Consider the following 21,748-nt stretch of genomic DNA (forward strand, 5'->3'; position numbering starts at 1 on the left):
GGGCCGGTAGCCTGACCCACCGTGAGTGACTTGAGCATCCGGACCATCTCGTCCGACGAGCACGCCGCGTACATCGCGGCGCAGCCGGCGGCGAGCTTCCTGCAGACGCCCGGCTGGGCCGCGGTGAAGAGCGAATGGAAGGCAGAGTCACTCGGCTGGTACGAGCCGGGCACGCCCGGTCAGCTGGTCGGCGTCGGGCTGGTGCTCTACCGGCAGATGCCGAAGGTCAAGCGGTACCTCGCGTACCTCCCCGAGGGCCCGGTCATCGACTGGGACGCGATCGACCTCGGCAGCTACCTGCGCCCGCTGGCCGCGCACCTGGCCGAGCGCGGCGCGTTCGGGATCCGGATGGGTCCGCCGGTGGCGACCCGCCGGTGGGGCGCGCAGACCATCAAGGACGCGATCGCCGGCGGGCAGCAGCCGAAGCTCGGCGACGTCCGCCCGGACGTGATCGAGCCGTCCGGCGCGACCGTCGGCGAGAAGCTCCGGAAGCTCGGCTGGAAGCCGCCGCGGATCGCGGAGGGCTTCGCGGCCGGTCAACCGCAGTACGTCTTCCAGGTGCCGCTGGCCGGCCGCACCGAGGACGACCTGCTGAAGGGCATGAACCAGCTCTGGCGGCGGAACATCAAGAAGGCCGCGAAGTCCGGCGTCGAGGTGACGCAGGGCGGACCGGAGGACATCAAGGCCTTCCACGGGCTGTACGTCGAGACCGCGCAGCGCGACCACTTCACGCCGCGGCCGCAGCCGTACTTCGAGAAGATGTACGCCGCGATGGCCCACCAGCCAGCCGATTGCTGTGACTTCCGGATCTACAACGCCCATCACGAGGGCGACCTGGTCGCGTCGACGATCTGGGTCCGGGTCGGCGGTCATTCCTGGTACTCCTACGGTGCCAGCTCGACCGCCAAGCGGGACGTGCGCGGATCGAACGCGATCCAGTGGCGCATGATGACGGACGCACTCGCGGCGGGTGCGACCGTGTACGACCTACGGGGCATCACCGACACCTTGGACCCGAACGACCCGCACGTCGGGCTGATCCAGTTCAAGACCGGTACCGGCGGCGAGGCCGTCGAGTACGTCGGTGAGTGGGATCTGCCGTTGAACAAGGCGCTCTACACCGCATTCGACCTCTACATGAGACGGCGTTGACACCATGCCCCTAGTCCTGCACGTCGATTCCGATCGATGGCGTGACCACCTCCGTTCCACGTGGAACCCCGACATCGTCCCGGTCGCCAAGGGCAACGGGTACGGGTTCGGGAACCACCGGTTGTTCGCGGAGGCGCGCGCACTCGGCGCGCGGACGGTCGCGGTCGGCACGTACTTCGAGGTCCCCGCGGAGCCGCGCGAGGACGTCGTGGTGCTGTCGCCGTGGCGGCCGTTCCTGGAGATGCCGAAGAGCCAGAACGTGATCCACACGGTCAGCCGGCTGGCCGACCTGGTCTCGATCCCGGCCGGCAGCCGGGTGCTGATCGAGGTGATGACCTCGATGCGCCGGCACGGCATCGGCGCCCGCGAGCTGCGGCACACGATGCTGCTGAACGCCCTCGACCGGATCCGCTTCGAGGGCTGGTCGCTGCACTTCCCGATGGGCGCGGGCGGTACGTCGGCGAACCTCCGCGAGGCGCAGCAGCTCGCCAAGGCGGCTCTCGACGTACGGAAGAACACGCTCTGGGTGTCGCACGTACCGGCGCAGAAGCTGGGCGACATCGGCGAGGACGTGAAGCTCCGGATGGGCACCGGGCTGTGGCTCGGCGACCGCGGCGCACTGTCGGTGAAGGCGACCGTGCTCGACGTGCATTCGGTACGGCGGGGCGAGCGCGTCGGGTACCGGCAGCGCCGGGTGAGCGGCGACGGGCACATCATCATCGTCTCCGGCGGTACGGCGAACGGCGTCGGGCTGGAGGCGCCGACCGGCGCGGCGACCGTCCGGCAGCGGGCAATCGCGATGGCCAAGGGCGGCCTGGACGCGGCCGGGATGGCGCTGTCGCCGTTCAGCATCGAGGGCAAGCAGCGCTGGTTCGCGGAGCCGCCGCACATGCAGGCCAGCATGCTGTTCCTGCCCGCCGCGGTGGCCCCGCCGGCAGTCGGCGACGAGGTCGACCTGGACGTCCGGCACACCATCACGACCTACGACAAGGTGTCGATGGATTGACTTCAGGTCCACCTGAAGTTGCAGCGTGGACCGTATGAGCTTTCTGGATCGGATCGAGGAGCGGCCCGGTGCGGCCGAGTTGCGCGCGGCGTCGTACCGGCTGCTGGCGCTGAAACGCGGGGCGACCTGCGTCGACGTCGCGTGCGGCGCGGGTCACGCTGTCGCCGAGCTGGCCCGGAAGGGCGTCAAGGTGACCGGGGTCGACGCGGATCCGGACGCGATCGAGGCGGCTCGGGAGCGGGCGCCCGGGGCAATGTTTCACGTGGCACATTCCGACGACCTGCCGCTCGAGGACGCGTCGATGGACGGGTACCGGGCGATCCGGCTGTTCCACCTGCTCGACGATCCGCGCCCGACGATCGCCGAAGCCCGCCGGGTACTGCGACCCGGCGGACGGATCGTGGTCGGCGGGCAGGACTACGGCTTCTTCCTGATCGACAGCTCCGACCAGGACCTGACCGATGTCATCCGCCTCGGCCTCGAGTCCCGCACGGTCTCACCCCGCGCGGTGCGGACGCTCCGCGACGTACTTCTGGACCAACGCTTCCACGACGTCGAGGTCGCCGTACACAACGAGGTCGTCACCGACTACAAGCTGATGGCTCCGCAGCTCAAGAGCGCAGCCGAGGCAGCCGTCGCAAAGGCCCTGATCACACAGGAGGACGCGGCCGGCTGGCTGTCCGAGCAGACAGGCCGGGGCCGTCGGGACCGCTTCCTGGCCGCGATCCCGACGCTCCTGGTATCGGCTACCGCTTGAGCGGACCCTGCCAGCGGACTGTCGGCAGCAGAGCGGCTGGGTCGACGCGGTCCTTGTTGGCGGAGACGATGTCGAACATCGACTCGATCAGGGTCTCGGACAGCAGGTGCGGCTGGAGGCCGAGGCCGACCAGGCCGGTGTGCTTGACGTTGTAGTAGTGCTCGGCCTGCTCGACGCGCGGGTTCTCCAGGTGCTCGACCTGGACCGGGCCGGGGAAACACTCAGCTACCAGTTCCGCGAGCTGAGAGACCGAGTAGCTCTCGGTCATCTGGTTGAACACCCGGAACTCGCCTTGGTCCGCCGGGTTCTCCACCGCGAGCCGGATGCACTCGACGGTGTCGCGGATGTCCAGGAAGCCGCGCGTCTGACCGCCGGCGCCGTACACCGTGAGCGGCTCGCCCAGGACGGCCTGGATGCAGAACCGGTTGAGCACGGTACCGAACACGGCGTCGTAGTCGAACCGGGTCGCCAGCCGCGCGTCCTGCACGGTCTGGTCGGTCTGCTGGCCGTAGACGACACCCTGGTTGAGGTCGGTGACCCGCATCCCCCAGATCCGGCAGCCGAACTCGAGGTTGTGCGAGTCGTGCACCTTGCTCAGGTGGTAGAACGAGCCGGGCTTCTTCGGGTAGAGCATCCGGTCCTTGCGCCCGTTGTGCTCGACCTCCAGCCAGCCCTCCTCGATATCGATGTTCGGCGTCCCGTACTCGCCCATCGTGCCGAGCTTGACCAGGTGGATGTCCGGGTTGACCTCAGCGATCGCGTACATCAGGTTCAGCGTGCCGACCACGTTGTTGTGCTGTGTGTACACAGCGTGTTCGCGGTCGATCATCGAGTACGGCGCCGCCCGCTGCTCGGCGAAGTGCACGATCGCGTCCGGGTTGAACTCCCGCAGGACCCGGTAGACGAAGTCCGCGTCGAGCAGGTCCCCGACGTACGCCGGGATCGTCCTGCCGGAGACCTCCTGCCAGGCCTGCACCCGGGACTCGAGATCCTCGATCGGGACCAGGCTCTGGACGCCCAGCTCGCGGTCGTACCCGCGGCGGGCCATGTTGTCGAGCACAGCCGTGTCATGGCCGCGGTCGGAAAGGTGCAGAGCGGTCGGCCACCCCAGGTAGCCGTCACCGCCCAGGACGAGTACGCGCACGGTTCGGCCGCCTTCCGTCAGAAACGTCGTCAGAATCCTTCATATCCTGAGTACCCACTCCCGTAACGTGACAGGAGTCATCTATTCGCTGGCAATCGGCTGAGAATTTCCGCCGGACTGCCGCACCCTGGTGCGGGGGTGCAGAATAGGCGCGATGCGCGCTCTCACCAAGCTCAGGTCCCGCCGCGGCAAATGGTTGCTGTGGGCGAAGTACTCGGCGTCCTCCGTAGTCGCGACCGTGGTCAGTCAGCTCGCCTTCGCCCTCTGTTACTGGTTCGGTACGCCGGCCCTCGTCGCGACCCTGGTCGCCTGGCTCGCGGGCGCCGTCCCGAACTACGTGCTGAACCGCCGCTACACCTGGGGCCGCAGCGGCCAGAAGCTGCCGTACACGCTGATCGTGGTCGGCTCCGCCGTCTCCGCCGCGCTGGTCACCTCGCTGACCGACCACCTGGTCCGCGGGATCGACTCACACGCCTGGAAGACAGTCCTGGTCACCGGTTCGTACTTCGGGACCTACGCGGTGCTGTTCATCGTGAAGTTCGTACTGTTCGATCGGCTGGTGTTCGCCAAGCCGGCCGCCGCCCCCGCCGCCGAAGCACGTACTCCCGTAGCCACGTAGTCGTCATGACCCGCCCGTAGTTCGCGCCGTAAACGATCCCCGGGCCCTTCTTGCTGCTCCCGTCGCCGCGGCGGCGCATCGTCATCGGCAGCTCGACCACGCGGGCTTGTAGGGCGAGCGCACCCAGCAGGAGTTCGGACGATTGGTACTGCGGCTCACGCAACGTCACCGCCGTCGCGAGCTCGGCCCGCATCGCGCGGAACCCGAACGACGTGTCGGTCAGCTTCTTCCGGGTCAGAATCGACGCCAGTACGGCGAACACCCGGACGCCGACCCAGCGCAGCCGGCTGTCCGCGTCCTCGGCCCCGAGCCGGCGGGACCCGGTGACGAAGTCGGCCCGGTCGAGCAGGATCGGCTCAAGCAGGACCTCCAGCTCGTCGTTGTCGTACTGCCCGTCCGCGTCGGTGGTGACGACGTACTCCGCTCCGCCCGCGGCCGCCAGGTGGTACCCGAGCCGGAGTGCGGCGCCCTGGCCGCGGTTCGCCGGGGCCACGCAAACGTACGCACCGTGGTCCTTCGCGACGTCGGCGGTGTCGTCGGTCGCGCCGTCCACGACGACCAGCACGTCGACTGGCATGCCGGCACACGTCTTGGGCATGTTCGTCAGCACCGGCCCGATCCCGGCGGCCTCGTTGTAGGCCGCAATCACAACAACGACCGGGGCGAAGTCTTTGGTGAGGCCTTTGGCAGCCGCTGAATCCACCGCGTCGGGGTAGGGAGCCATCGCGGGCCGTGCCTGGTCCTTGCCGAGGATGGCGCGGAGACCTATGGCACCTGCGAGCGGGAAGAAGACCAGCCCCGGCAACTGGTAGCGCCAGGAGAACTCGAACGCGGCTGAGCCGAGTAGAAGGATAAGGCCGGCCGCAGCCGGAAAGAGTGCTTTGGAACGAAGCCCTGACGTCTTGGCGCGTCCCAAGCCGGCTGCAGCAGCAAGAGCGATCAGAGCGCACAGCCCGAGCAGTGTGCCGGACATGTAGCCACCATGCAGCTGGTAGGCGCGCAGGATGGCTGCAGGCACGTGCGAGACGTGGGGCTGGGACCCTCCCCATTTCACCGCCGCCTTGGTGGTGTTGGGGTCCTTGAGGTTCGGGTAGACCAGCTGGAACTGCCAACGGTCCAGCGGTACGTCGTCAGGTGAAGTGGTCCGGGTCGGCGCGAACCCCTTCGCGAAGTCCTTCAACGCTGCCCACGTCACGTCCAGCGGCTGGTGCGTGATGACGAGATGCGCGAACTCCGTGGCCAACTGGTGCTTCGTCGTACCGGGCGGCAACGGGCCAGGCCAGTTCCTGTCGCCGTACCGGTCGTGGGCGTACTTGTCGACGCCCAGGCGCTGTCCGAGCGGCTCCTTCGGGCAGAACAGCCGGGTGCCGTCGTTGAGCGGCAGCTTGTCGCAGTTCGCGACCGTGGCGGTCCGCCCGTACAGAATCTCGTTCTCGGCGCCGGTGAAACCCCAGCGGCCGGTGTCGATCCGGAAGTACGCGCCGTACGCAACGAAAACGAGGGCGAACCCGGCGACGGCGGCAGCGGTACGCCGTACCACGTCAACACGCCGTTTGCGCCAGGCGACTGCCAGGTAGAGCACGACGGCGATCAGCAGCACCATGCCGATCGCGCGGACCGTGAACGCGGCGCCGACGAGTACGCCGACCACCGCCGCGCGGCGCCAGCCCGGCACGCCCTTCGCCAGCAGCAGCCACAGGATCGCCACCAGGATCACGTCGAACGTGGTCTCGGCCATGATGTTCTGCTCGATCTGCACCTGGTACGCGTCGAGCAGGATCGGCGCGGCGGCGACCGCGGACAGCCAGCGGTAGACCGTCAGCTTCCGGGCGAGCCCGTAGATCACCGCGCCCAGCAGCAGTCCGACGAGGTGCTGAACGATCACGACCAGCTTCAGCCCACCGAGCCAGACCAGCGGGCCGAGGACGAAGTCGTAGCCGATCGGATTCAGCTGCTCCGGGCTTAGCTTGCCCATGTTGGTCAGGTACTGCACCGAGTCCACGTAGACGATCGCCGGCGTGTAGGCGACGGTCGCGAGGATCCGCAGTACCAGACCCAAGGTCAGAAAGACGGCGAGCAGCCAGTGCGTCCGCAGCGCCTTCCTGAGGTTCACTGGTTCTTGAAGTACTGCCACGTGCGGGCGAGCCCGTCGTCCAGCGAGACCGTCGGCCGGTATCCGAGATCGTTGGTGATGTCCACGACCACGGCCGGCATCTCGCCCGCCGGAGCGTCGATGTGCTCGGCCGGCACCGGACACCCGGTCACCGCGCGCACCGTCTCGATCATCTCCAGCACCGACACCGAACGCCCGGACCCGATGATCGCGCGACCGTCGTACTTGCTGTCCAGCGCCAGCAGGATCCCGCTCACCACGTCGTCGATGAAGACCAGGTCCCGGCGCTGCTTCCCGTCGCCGTACACCCGGACGCCGCCGTCGCTCAGCGCCGCCCGCATCATCCGCGGCACGAAGCTGTCCTTGTGCGACATCCCCGGCCCGTACACGTTCGTGAACCGCAGCGCGGCGGTCGCCATCCCGTAGCTCCCCGAGTACGCCGAGAGCAGCATCTCGCACGCGGCCTTCGTCGCGCCGTACGGCGTCAGCGGCCGGAGCGGGAGGTTCGCGGTGATGGTCGACGTACCGACGTTACCGACCACCGCGTTGGTGGACGCGAGCACGAACCGGTCCACGCCGCTGCCCCGCGACAACTCCAGCAGCACCTGCGTGATCGTCACGTTCTGCGCGAACGTCTGCATCGGCGCGTCCACCGACCGCAACACCGACGTCAACGCCGCCAGGTGCACCACCGCGGTCGGCCGCGTCTCGAACGCCGCGACGCAGGTCTCCTGCTCCGCGAGGTCCCCGGTCACCACGTGCACCCCCGCGTCCCACGAGGCATCCGGCGGCTCACGGTCCACCGCGGTCACCGGCACATCCCGCTCCCGCAGAGCCGCCACCACGGCCCGCCCGATGAATCCGGAGGCCCCGGTGACCAGCACACGCTCATCCATACCGCTCAACCTACCTGCGCCCGTCCACCCCCGACCATGCTCGTCACCCGACGTCACCGACCGAGCACTTCGAGCGCATGCGCGTACTTCTTCCGCAGCCGCTCCTGTGTCTCCGGATCAAGCCGGCTCCGCCGCGCCGGGCTGCTGTTGTGCTCGATGTCGGCCCGCTTCACCGGCACCGCCGCCGGGGTCCGAACCAGCCGAGTCAGGTAGTCGTCGTGGCTCTCGTCGGGCCGCCGGGTGAGCGCGTCGACCATCTCCACCACGTCCTGCGGAACGCCCAGCTCCGTCAACTGCTCCAGCGTGCAACTCGTGTCCTCGACCGAGTCGTGCAACAACGCCGCCATCTGCTGGTGCTCGTCCGCCCCGTCCCGCCGCGCGATGTCCGCCGCACCACGCACGTGCAGCACATACGGCTCACCACTCTTGTCGACCTGCTCCCGATGCACCGCGGCCGCCAACTTGTCCACAGCTTCCAGCGTGTCCACAGGACCTTCAAGATACGAGTACGCATCCGCCCAGGCTGTGTACAACTGCTCCAGCCGCTTATCCACAACTGCCAACGGAACAAACCGCTCCACGGTCTCCGCGTAGTACGACCGCTGCTTCCCCACCCGCGGATGCGTATGCAACCGCTGCACATTGCTGTACCGATCCGACAACTTCAGCAACAACACATCCCGCGACGCATGCGCCAACTTGTCGAGATACGCCGTACGCCCCTCCGGCCCGATAGTCACCGCCCCCACAAACCCCGCCGTACGCTCCCCGAACCTCTCCCCCAACTCCTCGATCGTCCCCTCCGTGTCCTCCACCACGTCATGCAACAACCCAGCCCGCAACAAATCCACATCCGTCACCCCGAGCCCCCGCACCAACACATCCACCACCTGCAACAAGTGCTCCGAGTAAGCCTCCCCCGCCGGCCGCACCTGCCCCCCATGCCACCCAACCGCCCCCTCAAACGCCACCCGCAACTCCCCAACCACTTCCTGCGGAAGCGACCCACCCAACGCAACCTCCGCAGCCGCCCACCCGTCCCACCCCGCAAACGCCCGCACGTCAGTCACAGCCACCCTCACCCCTCAACCGGCAGAGCCTCACCCGGATACAACTCATGCCACAGCCACACCAAGAACTCGTGATCGGTCTTCCAGTCGTCCCCGTCCGCGGCGAGGCTCAATGCGTCCCTCGGCAGTCCATCGCGATCCCCTTTCAACAGGCGTGCGAACTCCGCCTTGAAGGTCTGCAACTCCGAGTCGTCCGGGCGGTCTGCCTCCGCCCGCCGCTTGAGAGCAGAGAAGTTGTCCGGGTCAGCCTCCGAGTGGAGATGCGTCTGTACAACCGACAGGAAGGTGGCAAACGGTGTATCCGGATGCGTCAACCAGTAGTCGCCCGAGTAGCTCACGTGGATCGCTCCTCGAGCCAGTACTTTGGGCCAGTCGTCATGAAACAGCCGGGAGCCGACCCAGACCTTGCTACCCCCGGCTGCCCCCGCGATTTTCCGGCGCCCCCTCTCGGGCCTCGTGGGCACCGGCTCATCGAGATACAGCTCATGCCAGAGCCACGCTAGAAACTCGTCGTCATTGGCCCAGTCGTCGTACTCCGCGGCGGTCCTGATTGCCTGTGGGTGCAACCCCTCCCGATCACCGCACAGAACCCTCGCGACCTCGCTCTTGAAGGTCGCCATACCTTCATCACCGAGATCCGCCAGCCGCGCCCGTTGAATCAGGAACTCGAAATTATCGTAGTGAATCTCGGGACTGTAGTACTTCTCGAGATATCTCAGCAGCGTCCCGAACGGCACAGACTGGTCATCGAGCCAGTACCTCTCGATCACCCGCGCCACTGCAGGCCACGCTCACCCTCGCCCCGGTACGGCCTCGCCTGGACACAACTCCTTGCCGAACCACAATACGCAGTCGTCATCGGTCTTCCATTCGTCGTACCTCGCGGCATCGATTTGGACACGATCGGCGTTCCTTCCGACACCGACAGGTCTGAACAATTACGACTGCCGCGGCAACGGCTCGGAGGGATAGAGCTCACACCACAGCCACTGCGGGAATTCGTCATCGTTCCTCTGGTCGTACGCCGCGGCTGTGGCAAGCGCCTTCGGGTGGAGGCCTTCTCGCTCGCCCTGAAGAAGCTGAACCAGCTCGCGCCTGAAGTTGGCCAGCTCGACATCTTCGGGAACAGCAGCCCTCGCTCGTTGCACGAAAACCTCGAAATTGTCATAGCGGCTTCCAGGGTGATAGAACGCCTCAAGGACGTTCAGCACCGCGGCGAACGGCCCGTCGTCTTCTGTCAGCCAGTACCTGGCAATCGCCATGTCTTCGACCTTCCTCAACCCTCAGGTCGGTACAGCCTCGTTCGGATACGGCTCTCGCCACAACCACGCTAGGAACCGCCATCGATCACCGGGTTTCGCTATCCGCTGCGAGGCTCAATGCGTTCGCTAGGTTGCCAGGGTCGGCAGAACACCAGGCATCTGCAGATCGTCACTCGTCCGCGCTCGGCGCCGGCTCCCCCGGATACAACTCCCGCCACAGCCAGTCGAGGAACTCCTCGTCGGTGTTCCAGTCGTCGTACTCCGTGGCATCGCCGATCGCACCATCCCGCAAGCCCTCACGATCACCTCGGACCAGCCGCTCCAGTTCGGCTTTAAAGGTCGCCATTCGCTCTCCACCTCGACCGGTTCGCGCCATCTCGACCAGTTCGTCGAAGCTGTCGTTGCGGGCCTCAGGGTGGTAATAGCTCTGAATGATTGCAAGGAACGTTGCGAACGGTACCGAACGGTCCCTCAGCCAATACGACCTACTTCCAGGCACGTTTTTGGTTCCTCTCGCGCGCTTCATGATTCTGCAGGATTCGGGAAGGTGGTACTTATCTCGAACTTCGAGGCAGCGTGGTTACGCTTGAATAGCACAACAATATCCCCGCCCTCGAACGTCGGGATCGGCTCTGCCCGAGGCTCACACAAGGCCCCGAGATCCGCCCCGGTTGCCTTCGCCAGCATCCACTGTTTGCGCTGTACTCGAGCGTCGTTCCAGTCACCGACGAGCCGAAATCCGAGACAGTACTCATGACCACGCTCCCCGAGGACCTCCGAGATGGGAATCTCGAGCTGATCAGGTTTTGGACCGTCCCAATCACTGCGCAGGGCATCCTGCACATCTGGATGTTCACTCAGCATCGCGATGGCTGCGCCGAAGGCACGGGCGTCCACGATCGCTGTCGCATATCGACCGCAGTAATGCATCTTCGTCGGATCTAGCCCGTCCACACCGCGGTCCCGCAGATTGCCGTCCAGCTGGGCAGGATCTTCGAGCCGCGCGACTCTCGCGGCCAGGGCCTGCGAGTCAACGGCTGGTCCATGTCGAACATGCGCGTGGCCTGACCCTTGATCCAGCGATGCGTAGATGCTCTGAACCGCAGGTTCGCAGTCGGCCGCTGGGGCGAGCCACGGGCTCTGTTCCTTGTTGGCGGCAATGTAGGCGACCGCATTGGCTTCGTCGGCGCTTCGCTGGTCGATGTCCGGGACAGCGTCACCCTGATCGGCGAACGGGGGCCGAGGGAGGTTCAGGCGATCGGCGTCCCAACGGCCGAGTCGCTGGGCCAGAGTTTCCTCCTCGATCGCGACATCGCCGGTGTTGCTCCTGGACTGCCCCACGGAGTCAGCAGGTGTCTCTGATTCCAGACCTCTAGTTTGTGCAATCCCATCAGCGTGGTCCACTTCGGTGTGCGTGGTGCGATCGCCATCCCCATCATCAGTCTTGCTGCTGTCACCCGAAGGCTGCTCCGAAAGGTCCTGTGAACCGTCGGGGTCGCTGTCTGCAAACTTCACACCGGGCGTTTCAACGTCGGATACCGCGTCGGATGGCTCCTCCCGCGGCGGATCAACGACCGGTTCATCGATGACCGCCTGGTCGATCTCGGTCAGTTCGGCACCTGCTGCTCCTGCTACACCGCCGCAGGCAGCGGGTTGTCTGTCGTCGACGGGGTGTTCTGGCGTAACTGAAGCCTCTTCGGTGTCGGAGGAGTGGACTACGACCTGCTCGCCGGAACCGATGCCGTCATCACCGTCCGGCTCAGCATGGTCGTCGGTTCCCCAGCCGAGGCGTGTGAATATCGGGTCCTGGAGCATCTGTTCGCGGAGCTTGGCGGGTAGCTGCGCTGAGATGTCGCGGTCGGCTTCCGGTGAGTTGTCGGCTGGACGGGCGATCACAGCCGGCGCTGTCTCATCGTCGCCTCGCTCGTCCGTGGCGTCACAGGCGTCGGCGGCGTCATCGCCGTGAGCGGCGTCCGAGGCGGACGTTGCGGGCGTCGAGTCGTCTGGACGTTGGGCGGTCTCGGGTGTTCGGTCGGTGGCTTGGCTTCGGTGGTCTTCGACGGGTGCGGGATCTGACGGATCGTCGGTGCTGCGATGCGGTTGGGTCTCCTCCAGTGCTGAGCTGGACGCTGTCGGCTGGTCCTGCGGCTCGGCACGTGACTCGGCGGGCTCGTTCGGTTCGAGGGGCTCGGGTCTGCGGGATGGTCGGTCCATGGGCTATTTGGCCTTCGTTTCCAGGGAGCGAAAGACGTAGCGATGCCAGCTGCCGGGGATGGTGAGGCCATGGGTTGCGGTGAGGAGTTGGAGATAGGGGTCCGTGGACCTGGAGAGGGTGGCGGCGGTGCGGAGGAGGGTGCCGTTGCCGAAGAGCAGGGTGGGTGAGACGTTGGCGGAGTGGCTCTTCAGGAAGCTGCCGATTTGTTCCTCGATCGTCGAGCCCCAGAGCTTCAGGCCGCGGGCCTCCCATTCGTGGGTCGACGGGTGTGGCGCATCGAGCGTGCCGGTGTACGAGCGGAGCGCGTCCGCCACGTCCGCGAAGCGGAAGTCGCCGCCCTGCCATTCGATCTCGGTCGGCGGGCACCTGAGTGGTCGTTGCCTGACGACGCCGAGGGCGACCTCGGCGAGGTGGCCGATGAAGAGCGCCGGTACGACGCCGCGCCCGAGTGCCTCGGCGCGCCCGAGGACGGCGGCTCCCACCGCCTCGGAGATCGCGCACTCCACGACCCGTGACGGTACGCCGAACGCCCAAGGTGCCGTCGGCAACGGTTTCGGCAAGGCGGCGATGTGCGCGACCGTCAGCAGCTCGACCCACAGGACGAACCGCGGGTTCTTCTCCAGGAACCGCTCCGCGTCGGCGATGTCGCGCACCGTGCAGAGGCGCTCGCCACAGCTCACGCCACAGGTCGCACTCCGGCGCCCGGCGACAGCGACGGTCGGGGGTGAGGGTGCTCGGTGTTCGCGGGGTTTGCCGTGGGGGATGCGGAGGAGGACGGGGCGGTCCATGCCGTCGGTGAAGGTGGTGGCTTGGCCGGGTGGGAGGGAGACTACGGCTCGGGACTGGGGGGCGGTGAGGTTCATGGTGGCGCCGACGGTTTCGCGGTCGTCGGCGGCGGGGAGGCGGTGCAGGATCTTGAGGGCGGAGTTCTTGACGACGTCGGGGATGACCTTGCTGGGGATCTGTTCGGCGATCACGATGCCCTCGCCGTACGCGCGGATCTCGGCGAGCAGGCCGGCGAACAGTTCGACCGCGTGGTTCGACGTACCGTCGGTGGTTGCTTTGAGCAACCGGTGGGCCTCTTCGACGACGGTGACGTGCTGCAGGCCGGAGGCGGCCGTGCGGTGGACGCGGAGGTGCTCGATCAGGCGGATCAGGACGACGCCCATGCAGAACGCCTTGTCCTGGTCGTCGCCGACGTCCTCGAGTTCCAGTACGACGTTGCGCCGCAGCAGGTCCGCGACGTCGAGGGGATGGCCGCCGCCGAGGAAGCGGCCGGGGGTGCCGAGGAGGAGTGAGGTCAGCCGGACGTCGACGAATCCGCGGACGTCGGCGGCGAGCTCCGCGCCGTACCCGATGTCGTCGACGACCGCGCGGGCGGTGGTCTGCAGGTCAGCGAGGGTCGGGTACTGCGTGGCGCCGCGGCTGAGCGCCAGGTCCCAGCCGTACGACGTGTAGCACCGGGTCAAAGCCTGGCTCAGAACCTGTGGAAAAGGTTCGTGCGCTTCGAAGGCGGCGAGGAACAGCGCGCGGACGAGGTCGAGGTGGGTCTGCAGCGGGAAGCCGGCCTCGGGTTCGAGCGGGTTGAGGCTCAGCGGTACGGCGTCGGGGTCGCCGAGGCGGATCACCGCGACCGAGGAGTCGGCGCCGAGCCGGCCGGCCATCCCGGCGTACTCCGCCTTTGCCGGCTCGATCACCAGCCACGGGACGGAGGCCGCGCTGAGCCCCTCGAGCAGATGCCGGATCGTCTGCGACTTGCCCGACCCTGTGGCGCCGGCGACGAACGCGTGCCGGTTGAGCGTGTCCCGCGAGACCGTCATCGGCGCGACCGCCCGGCCCGCAGTGTCGATCACGTCGCCAAGCGGGATCCCGTCCGCGGGGGTCTCCGGCGTCAGGTCGAAGCGGACCTGCTCGACCGCCCGCACGCCGGCGATCTCCCGCACCGGCGGTCGCGCGATTGCCGCCAGCAACTCGCCGGTCGCCTCGAACCCGGTCGAGTCTTCGACGGTGAGCATGTACGGCGTTTCGTGAAGATCGGCGGTCGCGCTCAGGGTCTGGGCAATCATCCGGGCGGTACGGTCGTCCGTGGCGCCGGCGTGGATACGTACTGTCCATAGGCCGCCCGGGGCCGCGGAGAAGTCGCGGTAGCGTGCGCGGTTCCGCTCCAGGTCGAGGGCGTCCCGGCCGGAGATCTTCTCGCGGTCGAGGCCGATCGTCATCCGCAGATGCAGGTCGTCGAGCAGCTCGCGCCGGTCCGTGATCGGCACCGCCTCGACCAGCCAGGCGAACGGCGGCAGCGCCTCGGCGAGATCCTCGAGCAGCCCAGCCGGTTCGACCTCGGCCTCCGGCAGTGCCGTGAGTACGTCGTGCACGCCGCCGACCTCCACCCAGCACGGAAACTCGACCGGCTCCGCGTCGACGACCCGCGCACCGACCGGGTAGTCGAAGACGGAGGTCCGCACCTCGAGAGGTCCGCCGACCGCGGTACGAGTCCAGCAAAAGCTGAAGGGCTGCCCCGCCGCCGCCTGCAGCGTCAACGCCGGCAACAACCCACGCCGCAACGCGATCAACCGCTGCGCCGCATCCGCCTCCGGCCCGCCGGCCAGCGGCACCTCGACGATCCGCACCCGCGGAATCACAACACCCCCGGCCGCGGAACCGCCGATACGCGTGCCCACGGGATCACAGAGCTCCCAGGCGTGGGTCGCAGTCGCCGAGGCGCGGACTCGCGGGGTCGAGGGGGTCGACCATCACGAACGCCGTCGGTGACAACCCCTGCAGTACGGTCGGCTCCATCGCGTACTCGTAGGTGCGCTGATACCCGACCGACGTACTCTCCGTCGTCCCGCTCGACGCGGACGTCGACGTCGACTCCGACCACGACGTACCGCCGGTGGTCGACTCGGAGTACTGCTCCCCACTCGTCTTCGACCCCGACCGATGCCGCCGGCTGAACAGCAACCCGAACGTCGCCTGCCGGCTGTCTGACGTCTGTACGCCGCTCGACTCGCTCGTCGACGCACTGTTCCCGCGCGTGGTGCTGTCGGACGTGGACACGGACGTGTTCGTCCCGTGCGAGTACGTGAACTGACTCGCCACCAACCGGTGCTGCCGTCCGATGAACGTCGCCGCCTGCTCAGCCTCCTTCGCGTTACCGAGCCGCATGAACAGCACGGCGTCCCCGCCGCCGAGCACTTCGACCGCGCTGTCACGCAGATGCGCGAACAGCAGCACCAACCGAAGCCCATTACGCCGGCAGATGCTGTCGAACCGCTCCAGCTCCGGCCGCGCGAACGCGTCCGCCCCCGCGATCACCACGATCCGCTCGCCCCGCCCGGACAGTTCGCCGCGCTGGATCCGAACCATCGTGATCTGGAACAGGAGATGCCGGAGCAACGAAGCGGTCAGCTCGGACTCCCGATGGGACAGCTCGAACACCCGCAGCGAGACCTCCTCGCCGTCCCACCCGTCCATCGCCGCGTCACCGGTAACAGCAGCCAGCCGCTGCACCCCAGCGGCCAACCGGAACAGCCGAGCCTCAGCCGACCGCCGCGCAGACTCGCTCAACAGATCAGTCAACGTCGCGTACTCGGACCGTGTCAGCAGACCGCGCTGATCCGGCGTCACCTGCCGCAGCAACACCTGAAGCGCCAAGTGCAGCCGCTTGAATGTGACAGGCGCATCCTTAAGGCACTCAGCCACCTGTTGCACCAGGGTCGCGTCAACACCACGTGACTCGCTCTGCTCAGGCTCTGCCGCCCGCAGCCCTTCAGCCACGACCACACCGACCTCGTCAGCACTCAACTCAGCCAACGGGTTCACAGAGTGCTCAGGTACGACGGATGCACGGATCGGCGCACCATGTTCCTCCGCCAGCTGACGCAACGGCTCAACAACGGCGTCCTGTGTCAGATCAAGAACGACCAGCCGCCCGCCCGCACTCATCAGCGACGTACCCATTGCCAGCAACGCAGCACGCCAACCCGCAGCAGTACCGCCGTACAGGTCGACCCGTTCCTTCGTCACCGGACCCACAGGAACCCATGGCCGCACTGCGTCGACCTCGAGCGACCTGGTGCGCTCCCGCTCGCTCAGATCCTCCTGCCATGCCTGCACGTCCTGCTCGAACCCAGCCATCGTGCTGACACAGGCGGCCAGCCACAGCTGGTGTTCCTTCACAGTTGCCCGCCGCAACAACTCAGGCCGTCCCCAACACAGCCACACGACGCCCAACGCCACCAACGCAGGTATCAACGCCAGCAACGGCTGCACGACAACAGCAACCACAACGGTCGCCACCGCGGCACCAGCCGCGACCCACACAAGCACAGGCCGCAACCGTTCAGCAGTAGCGCGCTTGCTCTCCAGCGCAGCCAGAGCAGACGGCGGCGGTACGGCGGGAACCGGCGGGTCATGCTGCTCGACCACCACAACCTCACGCCCGCGGTACTCCCAGCCCCACCGCTCGGCCTCACGGGTCGCAACAGCCTCAGCCATGCGTGGCACCGCCCAGCCGCTCCAAGACCACACCGCGTGCCAGCTGCGCGAGCGCCACCTCGGCCTCTTTGACCGTCGCCGTGGCGCCGCTGACCGTGGTGTCCCGTTCCCGGTCGTCTGCTGTCGTGAACCGACGCCGGCACCCCGCGCAGTGCGTCGCGGACGTGTCCGACCACGTCCCGCAGTACGAGCAACGGCGCGCCTGGAGCAGGCGCTCGGCTGTGGACAACCGTTGACGCTCCAGGAGCGCCCGCTGCCAGCGAAGCTGCGCCTGCGGCAGGTACTCGACCAACTGCCGGTCGGTGAAGCTCTTGCCGCCACCAGCCAGCACGGCAGCGGTCAGCCGCGCCGCCGCGTCCCGGTGCACCGCCGACGGCCTCCCGATCGGCCCGACCGTCACCAGCAGTGGGAACCACCCGAGCGTCTGCACGCGAAGCGACGCATGACCCTTCGTCCAGCGCAGCGACATCGTCGAATTCTCGTCCGGATCCGCGACCCAGCCGGCCGGGCGCAACGCCACCTCGAACAGCGCCCGCTGCGGATCGTCCAGCGAGGCATGCGGCAGCAGCAGGTGCGTGTACTGCCGACGCACGGCCTGCACCGCCACTCCGGCCTCCCCGTGAAGTAGAACGTACGGTCTCCACCGGACCGCGCAAGGTAACTCTAGTTACCGACTGTGCCTGTCGCAGCACGATCACGTTGCCACTTGTGGAAAACTCACGCGCCAAGGCGGACCGAGTGCGACGAGGTCTTGACCGCGAGTGATCGGCGGGAGACGATTCCGGCCGGGCGTGGGCTGACAACCTTGTCATCGGGGCCGCGTACCCACACCGGCGGACGGGGGTCGCGTCGGTACGGCCGTGCTAGGAGCGTAGATGGATCTCCGCCGCCCACTGGGGCTCGTCACGTCTCTCACGCTGGTTGTGACAATGTCTGTTGCCATGACGCCAGCGCATGCCGCGTCACCTCCTGCTTCCGAGCAGCCGGTGGTCAGCGGTTCGTCGTACTTCACCTCGTTCGAGCCCGGGCAGCCGCAGCCCGGCTACACCGACGCCGTGGAGACCGGTCCGGACGGGAAGCCGCGCACCGACGGTGTCCGCGGCCCGACGCCGACCGGGATCGGCGGCAGTCAGATGGACAAGGTCACCAAGGTGACCGCGAACGGCGAGAACACCGGTGGCGGCGAGATCGCCACCAACGCCGCCGACGGCGACAAGTTCACCAAGTGGCTGGTGTTCCAGCCGACCGGCTGGCTGGTCTACCAGACCTCGGCACCGGTCGTGCTCAAGAAGTACGCCCTGACCTCGGCGAACGACGCCGACGGCCGCGACCCGAAGAACTGGACGGTGTCCGGTTCGAACGACGGCACCACCTGGACCACGCTGGACACCCAGACCGGCCAGGACTTCGCGAACCGGTTCCAGACCAAGGAGTACAGCTTCGCCAACGACACGGCGTACACGTACTTCAAGCTCGACGTCACGCTGAACCACGGCGAGGACATCGCCCAGCTCGCGGACTGGTATCTCTCGAACGGCGACCCGCTGCCGCCGCCCGGCCCGGTCGCGGAGTCGCGGCTCGACTCGGGCCCGACCAGTGCGTACAACGCCCGCGCCCGCGTCGGCTTCACCGGCGTGAAGTCCTTCCGGTACGCCGGTCACCAGGACTCGACGGGCCGCGGGTACACGTGGAACAAGATCTCCGACGTCGACCTCAAGGTCGGCAAGGACACGCGGCTCTCGTACAAGATCTTCCCCGAGCATGTCGAGGGCGACCTCAGCTACCCGAGTACGTACGCCGCGCTGGATCTGGCGTTCGACGACGGCACGTACCTGAGCGACCTGCACCCGACCGATCACCACGGGTTCGAGCTCAGCCCTCGCGGTCAAGGCGAGTCGAAAGCGCTCTACACGAACCAGTGGAACAACGTCGAGGCTGACCTGGGGAAGGTTGCCGCCGGCAAGACGATCATGCGGATCCTGATCGGCTACGACAAGCCGTCCGGGCCGGCCGACTTCCGCGGCTGGGTGGACGACATCCGGATCGCGGCCGCGATCAACCCGGACCGCGCGGCCCAGAAGACCGCGGCCAAGCACCCGTCCGATCTGGCGCTCACCACCCGCGGTACGAACGCCACGGGCGGCTTCTCGCGGGGCAACAACTTCCCGGCGACCGCCGTACCGCACGGCTTCAACTTCTGGACGCCGGTCACGAACGCCGGCTCCACGTCCTGGCTGTACGACTACGCCAAGGGCAACAACGAGGCCAACCGGCCGACCATGCAGGCGTTGTCGATCAGCCACGAGCCCAGCCCGTGGATGGGTGACCGGCAGACGTTCCAGGTGATGCCGTCGACGGCGGACACCCCGACCGCGGACCGCAAGGCGCGGGCCTGGTCGTTCAGCCACGACAACGAGATCGCCCGTCCGTATTACTACGGCGTCACGTTCGACAACGGCAACGCGGCCGAGATCGCTCCGACCGACCACGCCGCGATGCTGCGCTTCAGCTTCCCGGCCGGCAAGGCGTCACTGGTCTTCGACAATGTCAGCAACAGCGGCGGGCTGACGCTCGACCCGACGACCGGCGTGGTGACCGGGTACTCGGACATCAAGAGCGGGTTGTCCACAGGCGCCGGCCGGCTCTTCGTGTACGGCGTGGTCGACCAGAAGGTGCTTGCCTCAGGCAAGCTGTCCAACGGCGGCGGTGCGAACGTCGGCGGCTACTTCATGTTCGACGCGAAGACCACCCAGGTACAGCTCCGGATCGCGACCTCGCTGATCGGCACCGAGCAGGCTCGTAAGAACCTGGAGATGGAGCTACCGGCCGGCTCGAAGTTCAGCAAGGTGAAGGACGCCGCCCAAGCCGCGTGGGACGCGAAGCTGAGCACGATCGAGGTCGAGGGTGCGACGGCCGATCAGCTGACCTCGCTGTACTCGAACCTCTACCGCCTGTTCCTCTACCCGAACAACGGCTCCGAAAATACCGGGACCGCGAAGGACCCGGTGATCAAGTACGCGTCGCCGACCTCGCCGAAGGTGGGTACCGACACCCCGACCGCGACCGGTTCGAAGATCGTGGCCGGCCAGACGTACGTGAACAACGGCTTCTGGGACACCTACCGGACGGTGTGGCCGGCGTACTCGCTGTTCGCGCCTGAGGCCGCCGATCTCGTCAACGGATTCGTGCAGCAGTACAAGGACGGCGGCTGGATCTCCCGCTGGTCCTCCCCCGGCTACGCGAACCTGATGGTCGGTACGTCGTCCGACGTGGCCTTCGCGGACGCGTACCTCAAGGGCGTCAAGGGCATCGACGTGCAGGCGATGTACGACGCCGCGGTGAAGAACGCGTCCGTCGTACCGCCGTCCCAGAACGTCGGCCGCAAGGGCATGGACCTGTCCACGTTCAACGGCTACACCGCCAACACGACCGGTGAAGGCTTCAGCTGGTCGATGGACGGCTACATCAACGACTTCGGGATCGCGAACCTGTCGAAGGCGTTGTACGACAAGGCGAAGAAGAACGACCCGCGTAAGCAGGAGTACCTGGACAACTACAAGTACTTCCTGAACCGGGCGCGCAACTACGTCACGCTGTTCGACCCGGCGGTCGGGTTCTTCCAGGGCAAGGACCCCAACGGTGTCTGGGGCAACGCGCCCAGCACGTTCGACCCGCGCGACTGGGGCCACGACTACACCGAGACGAACGCGTGGAACATGGCGTTCTCGACCCCGCAGGACGGGGCCGGGCTGGCCGCGATCTACGGCGGCCGGGACGGGCTCGCGAAGAAGCTGGACGAGTTCTTCAGCACGCCCGAGGACGCCCTGCACACCGGCGGGTACGGCGGCACGATCCACGAGATGCTCGAGGCCCGCGACGTCCGGATGGGCCAGTACGGTCACAGCAACCAGCCGTCGCACCACATCACCTACATGTACGACGTGGCCGGGCAGCCGTGGAAGACGCAGTCGCTCGTACGGGAGGTGCTGTCGCGGCTGTACACCGGTTCCGAGATCGGGCAGGGGTACCCGGGCGACGAGGACAACGGCGAGATGTCGTCGTGGTACCTGTTCAGCTCGCTCGGCTTCTACCCGCTCCAGGTCGGCTCGCCGACGTACGCGATCGGCTCGCCGCTGTTCACCAAGGCGACGATCAAGCTGGCCGGCGGCAAGAAGCTGGTGGTCAGCGCGCCGCAGAACTCCTCGAAGAACATCTATGTGAGGAGCGTCAAGGTCAACGGCAAGAACTGGACGTCGACCTCGCTGCCGCACGACCTGATCGCAAACGGCGGCAAGATCGAGTTCGAGATGACCGACCAGCCGACCAAGTGGGGCACCGGCCGCAACGACGCCCCGCCGTCGATCACCACGCCGGGCGAGGACCCGACGACCTGGCGGGACTCCACCTCGGACACCGGCGCGGTCATCGGCGCGGGTGGTACCGATGTCTCGAAGCTGATCGACAACGACGCGAAGACGCAGGTCACGCTGACCGGCGCCCAGCCGACCGTCACGGTCGCCCTCCCGCAGGGCCGCCCGGTCGGCATGTACACGCTGACCAGCGGCGCCACCGGTACGGCGCCGTCCGCGTGGACGCTGGAGGGCTCGAACGACGGTACGACGTGGACGACCGTGGATCGCCGTACGGGCGAGTCGTGGGCGTGGGCGTCGTACACGAGATCCTTCAGCGTCGCCTCGCCGAAGGCCTACACGCAGTACCGCCTGGTCTTCGCCCCGGCCACCGACGGCGTCACGCTGGCCGAGATCGAACTCCTCGGCACCCTGAAGGGCGTCGAGCCCGGCACCCACCCGAGCGACAAACGAGCCGCCGCCAAGCCGAGCCCGACCCCGTCCCAGCCGATCGACCGGAACTGGGGCTGACGAACACGAGGGCGACGGCAGCCGCCGTCGCCCTCGGTAAGGACTACCCGGCGGAGCCTGCCCCTGAGAGGTTCCGCCGGAACTTGATGAGGGGTGGCGGTCCCCGCCCGGACTGCCACCCCTTCTTCCCTATCGAC

16 protein-coding genes are annotated in these 21,748 nt (G+C 67.3%); 5 read left to right on the forward strand and 11 right to left on the reverse strand.

Annotation, left to right across the window (positions count from 1 at the left end; all coding sequences use genetic code 11):
- The first annotated feature begins 21 nt into the window (after positions 1-21).
- From ACFV9C_RS01260 to ACFV9C_RS01270, 3 genes are read left to right on the forward strand one after another with little or no spacing between them, the layout of a single operon-like run.
- The gene (locus ACFV9C_RS01260) at positions 22-1,152 is read left to right on the forward strand and encodes a lipid II:glycine glycyltransferase FemX (RefSeq protein ID WP_380189765.1); all 1,131 of its coding nucleotides are present in this window, start codon (positions 22-24) and stop codon (positions 1,150-1,152) included.
- Positions 1,153-1,156: 4 nt separating this feature from the next.
- The gene (locus ACFV9C_RS01265) at positions 1,157-2,158 is read left to right on the forward strand and encodes an alanine racemase (RefSeq protein ID WP_380189767.1); all 1,002 of its coding nucleotides are present in this window, start codon (positions 1,157-1,159) and stop codon (positions 2,156-2,158) included.
- Positions 2,159-2,192: 34 nt separating this feature from the next.
- Entirely contained in the window at positions 2,193-2,915 is a 723-nt protein-coding gene (locus tag ACFV9C_RS01270) for a methyltransferase domain-containing protein (protein WP_380189769.1), read from the forward strand.
- Here ACFV9C_RS01270 and ACFV9C_RS01275 read toward each other — a convergent pair.
- A complete protein-coding gene (locus tag ACFV9C_RS01275) occupies positions 2,905-4,059 on the reverse strand; it encodes an NAD-dependent epimerase/dehydratase family protein (protein WP_380189771.1) in 1,155 nt (384 codons plus the stop codon). The genes ACFV9C_RS01270 and ACFV9C_RS01275 overlap by 11 nt on opposite strands.
- A 154-nt stretch (positions 4,060-4,213) precedes the next feature.
- Here ACFV9C_RS01275 and ACFV9C_RS01280 point away from each other — a divergent pair, with 154 nt between their 5' ends.
- Entirely contained in the window at positions 4,214-4,678 is a 465-nt protein-coding gene (locus ACFV9C_RS01280) for a GtrA family protein (RefSeq protein ID WP_380189773.1), read from the forward strand.
- On the opposite strand, the gene ACFV9C_RS01285 is transcribed toward ACFV9C_RS01280, so the two are convergent.
- The 10 genes from ACFV9C_RS01285 to ACFV9C_RS01330 form a co-directional block, all read right to left on the reverse strand.
- Positions 4,587-6,791 (reverse strand): glycosyltransferase family 2 protein, encoded by a 2,205-nt coding sequence (locus ACFV9C_RS01285; protein WP_380189775.1) that lies wholly within the window; start codon positions 6,789-6,791, stop codon positions 4,587-4,589. The genes ACFV9C_RS01280 and ACFV9C_RS01285 overlap by 92 nt on opposite strands.
- Positions 6,788-7,687, reverse strand: coding sequence for an NAD-dependent epimerase/dehydratase family protein (locus ACFV9C_RS01290; RefSeq protein WP_380189777.1), 900 nt, complete (start codon positions 7,685-7,687; stop codon positions 6,788-6,790). Before ACFV9C_RS01290 ends, ACFV9C_RS01285 begins: the two co-directional genes overlap by 4 nt.
- A gap of 53 nt (positions 7,688-7,740) precedes the next feature.
- Entirely contained in the window at positions 7,741-8,769 is a 1,029-nt protein-coding gene (locus ACFV9C_RS01295; RefSeq protein WP_380189779.1) for an HD domain-containing protein, read from the reverse strand.
- The gene (locus ACFV9C_RS01300; protein WP_380189781.1) at positions 8,766-9,527 is read right to left on the reverse strand and encodes a hypothetical protein; all 762 of its coding nucleotides are present in this window, start codon (positions 9,525-9,527) and stop codon (positions 8,766-8,768) included. Before ACFV9C_RS01300 ends, ACFV9C_RS01295 begins: the two co-directional genes overlap by 4 nt.
- Positions 9,528-9,695: 168 nt before the next feature.
- Positions 9,696-10,019, reverse strand: a complete 324-nt coding sequence (locus ACFV9C_RS01305; RefSeq protein WP_380189783.1) for a hypothetical protein — start codon at positions 10,017-10,019, stop codon at positions 9,696-9,698.
- A 169-nt stretch (positions 10,020-10,188) separates the two neighbouring features.
- On the reverse strand, positions 10,189-10,365 hold the full coding sequence (locus ACFV9C_RS01310; RefSeq protein ID WP_380189785.1) for a hypothetical protein: 177 nt from the start codon (positions 10,363-10,365) through the stop codon (positions 10,189-10,191).
- A gap of 176 nt (positions 10,366-10,541) precedes the next feature.
- A complete protein-coding gene (locus ACFV9C_RS01315) occupies positions 10,542-11,915 on the reverse strand; it encodes a hypothetical protein (RefSeq protein ID WP_380189787.1) in 1,374 nt (457 codons plus the stop codon).
- Between the two features lie 321 nt (positions 11,916-12,236).
- On the reverse strand, positions 12,237-14,873 hold the full coding sequence (locus ACFV9C_RS01320) for an ATP-binding protein (RefSeq protein ID WP_380189789.1): 2,637 nt from the start codon (positions 14,871-14,873) through the stop codon (positions 12,237-12,239).
- A gap of 43 nt (positions 14,874-14,916) precedes the next feature.
- Entirely contained in the window at positions 14,917-16,731 is a 1,815-nt protein-coding gene (locus ACFV9C_RS01325) for a hypothetical protein (RefSeq protein ID WP_380189791.1), read from the reverse strand.
- Entirely contained in the window at positions 16,724-17,338 is a 615-nt protein-coding gene (locus tag ACFV9C_RS01330; RefSeq protein WP_380189793.1) for a hypothetical protein, read from the reverse strand. The genes ACFV9C_RS01325 and ACFV9C_RS01330 overlap by 8 nt, the downstream gene beginning before the upstream one ends.
- A gap of 334 nt (positions 17,339-17,672) precedes the next feature.
- Between ACFV9C_RS01330 and ACFV9C_RS01335 the strand changes: the two genes are divergently transcribed.
- Positions 17,673-21,611: a GH92 family glycosyl hydrolase gene (locus ACFV9C_RS01335; RefSeq protein ID WP_380189795.1), complete on the forward strand. Its 3,939-nt coding sequence runs from the start codon at positions 17,673-17,675 to the stop codon at positions 21,609-21,611.
- Positions 21,612-21,748 lie beyond the last annotated feature (137 nt).

The sequence above is a fragment of the Kribbella sp. NPDC059898 genome (assembly GCF_042730855.1).
Classification (GTDB): Bacteria; Actinomycetota; Actinomycetes; order Propionibacteriales; family Kribbellaceae; genus Kribbella.

Coding starts and splice junctions, on each gene's coding strand:
- ACFV9C_RS01265 (WP_380189767.1), top strand. CDS start 1,157: ATGCCCCTAGTCCTGCACGTCGATTCCGATCGATGGCGTGACCACCTC.
- ACFV9C_RS01270 (WP_380189769.1), top strand. CDS start 2,193: ATGAGCTTTCTGGATCGGATCGAGGAGCGGCCCGGTGCGGCCGAGTTG.
- ACFV9C_RS01280 (WP_380189773.1), top strand. CDS start 4,214: ATGCGCGCTCTCACCAAGCTCAGGTCCCGCCGCGGCAAATGGTTGCTG.
- ACFV9C_RS01290 (WP_380189777.1), bottom strand. CDS start 7,687: ATGGATGAGCGTGTGCTGGTCACCGGGGCCTCCGGATTCATCGGGCGG.
- ACFV9C_RS01305 (WP_380189783.1), bottom strand. CDS start 10,019: ATGGCGATTGCCAGGTACTGGCTGACAGAAGACGACGGGCCGTTCGCC.
- ACFV9C_RS01310 (WP_380189785.1), bottom strand. CDS start 10,365: ATGGCGACCTTTAAAGCCGAACTGGAGCGGCTGGTCCGAGGTGATCGT.
- ACFV9C_RS01325 (WP_380189791.1), bottom strand. CDS start 16,731: ATGGCTGAGGCTGTTGCGACCCGTGAGGCCGAGCGGTGGGGCTGGGAG.
- ACFV9C_RS01335 (WP_380189795.1), top strand. CDS start 17,673: ATGACGCCAGCGCATGCCGCGTCACCTCCTGCTTCCGAGCAGCCGGTG.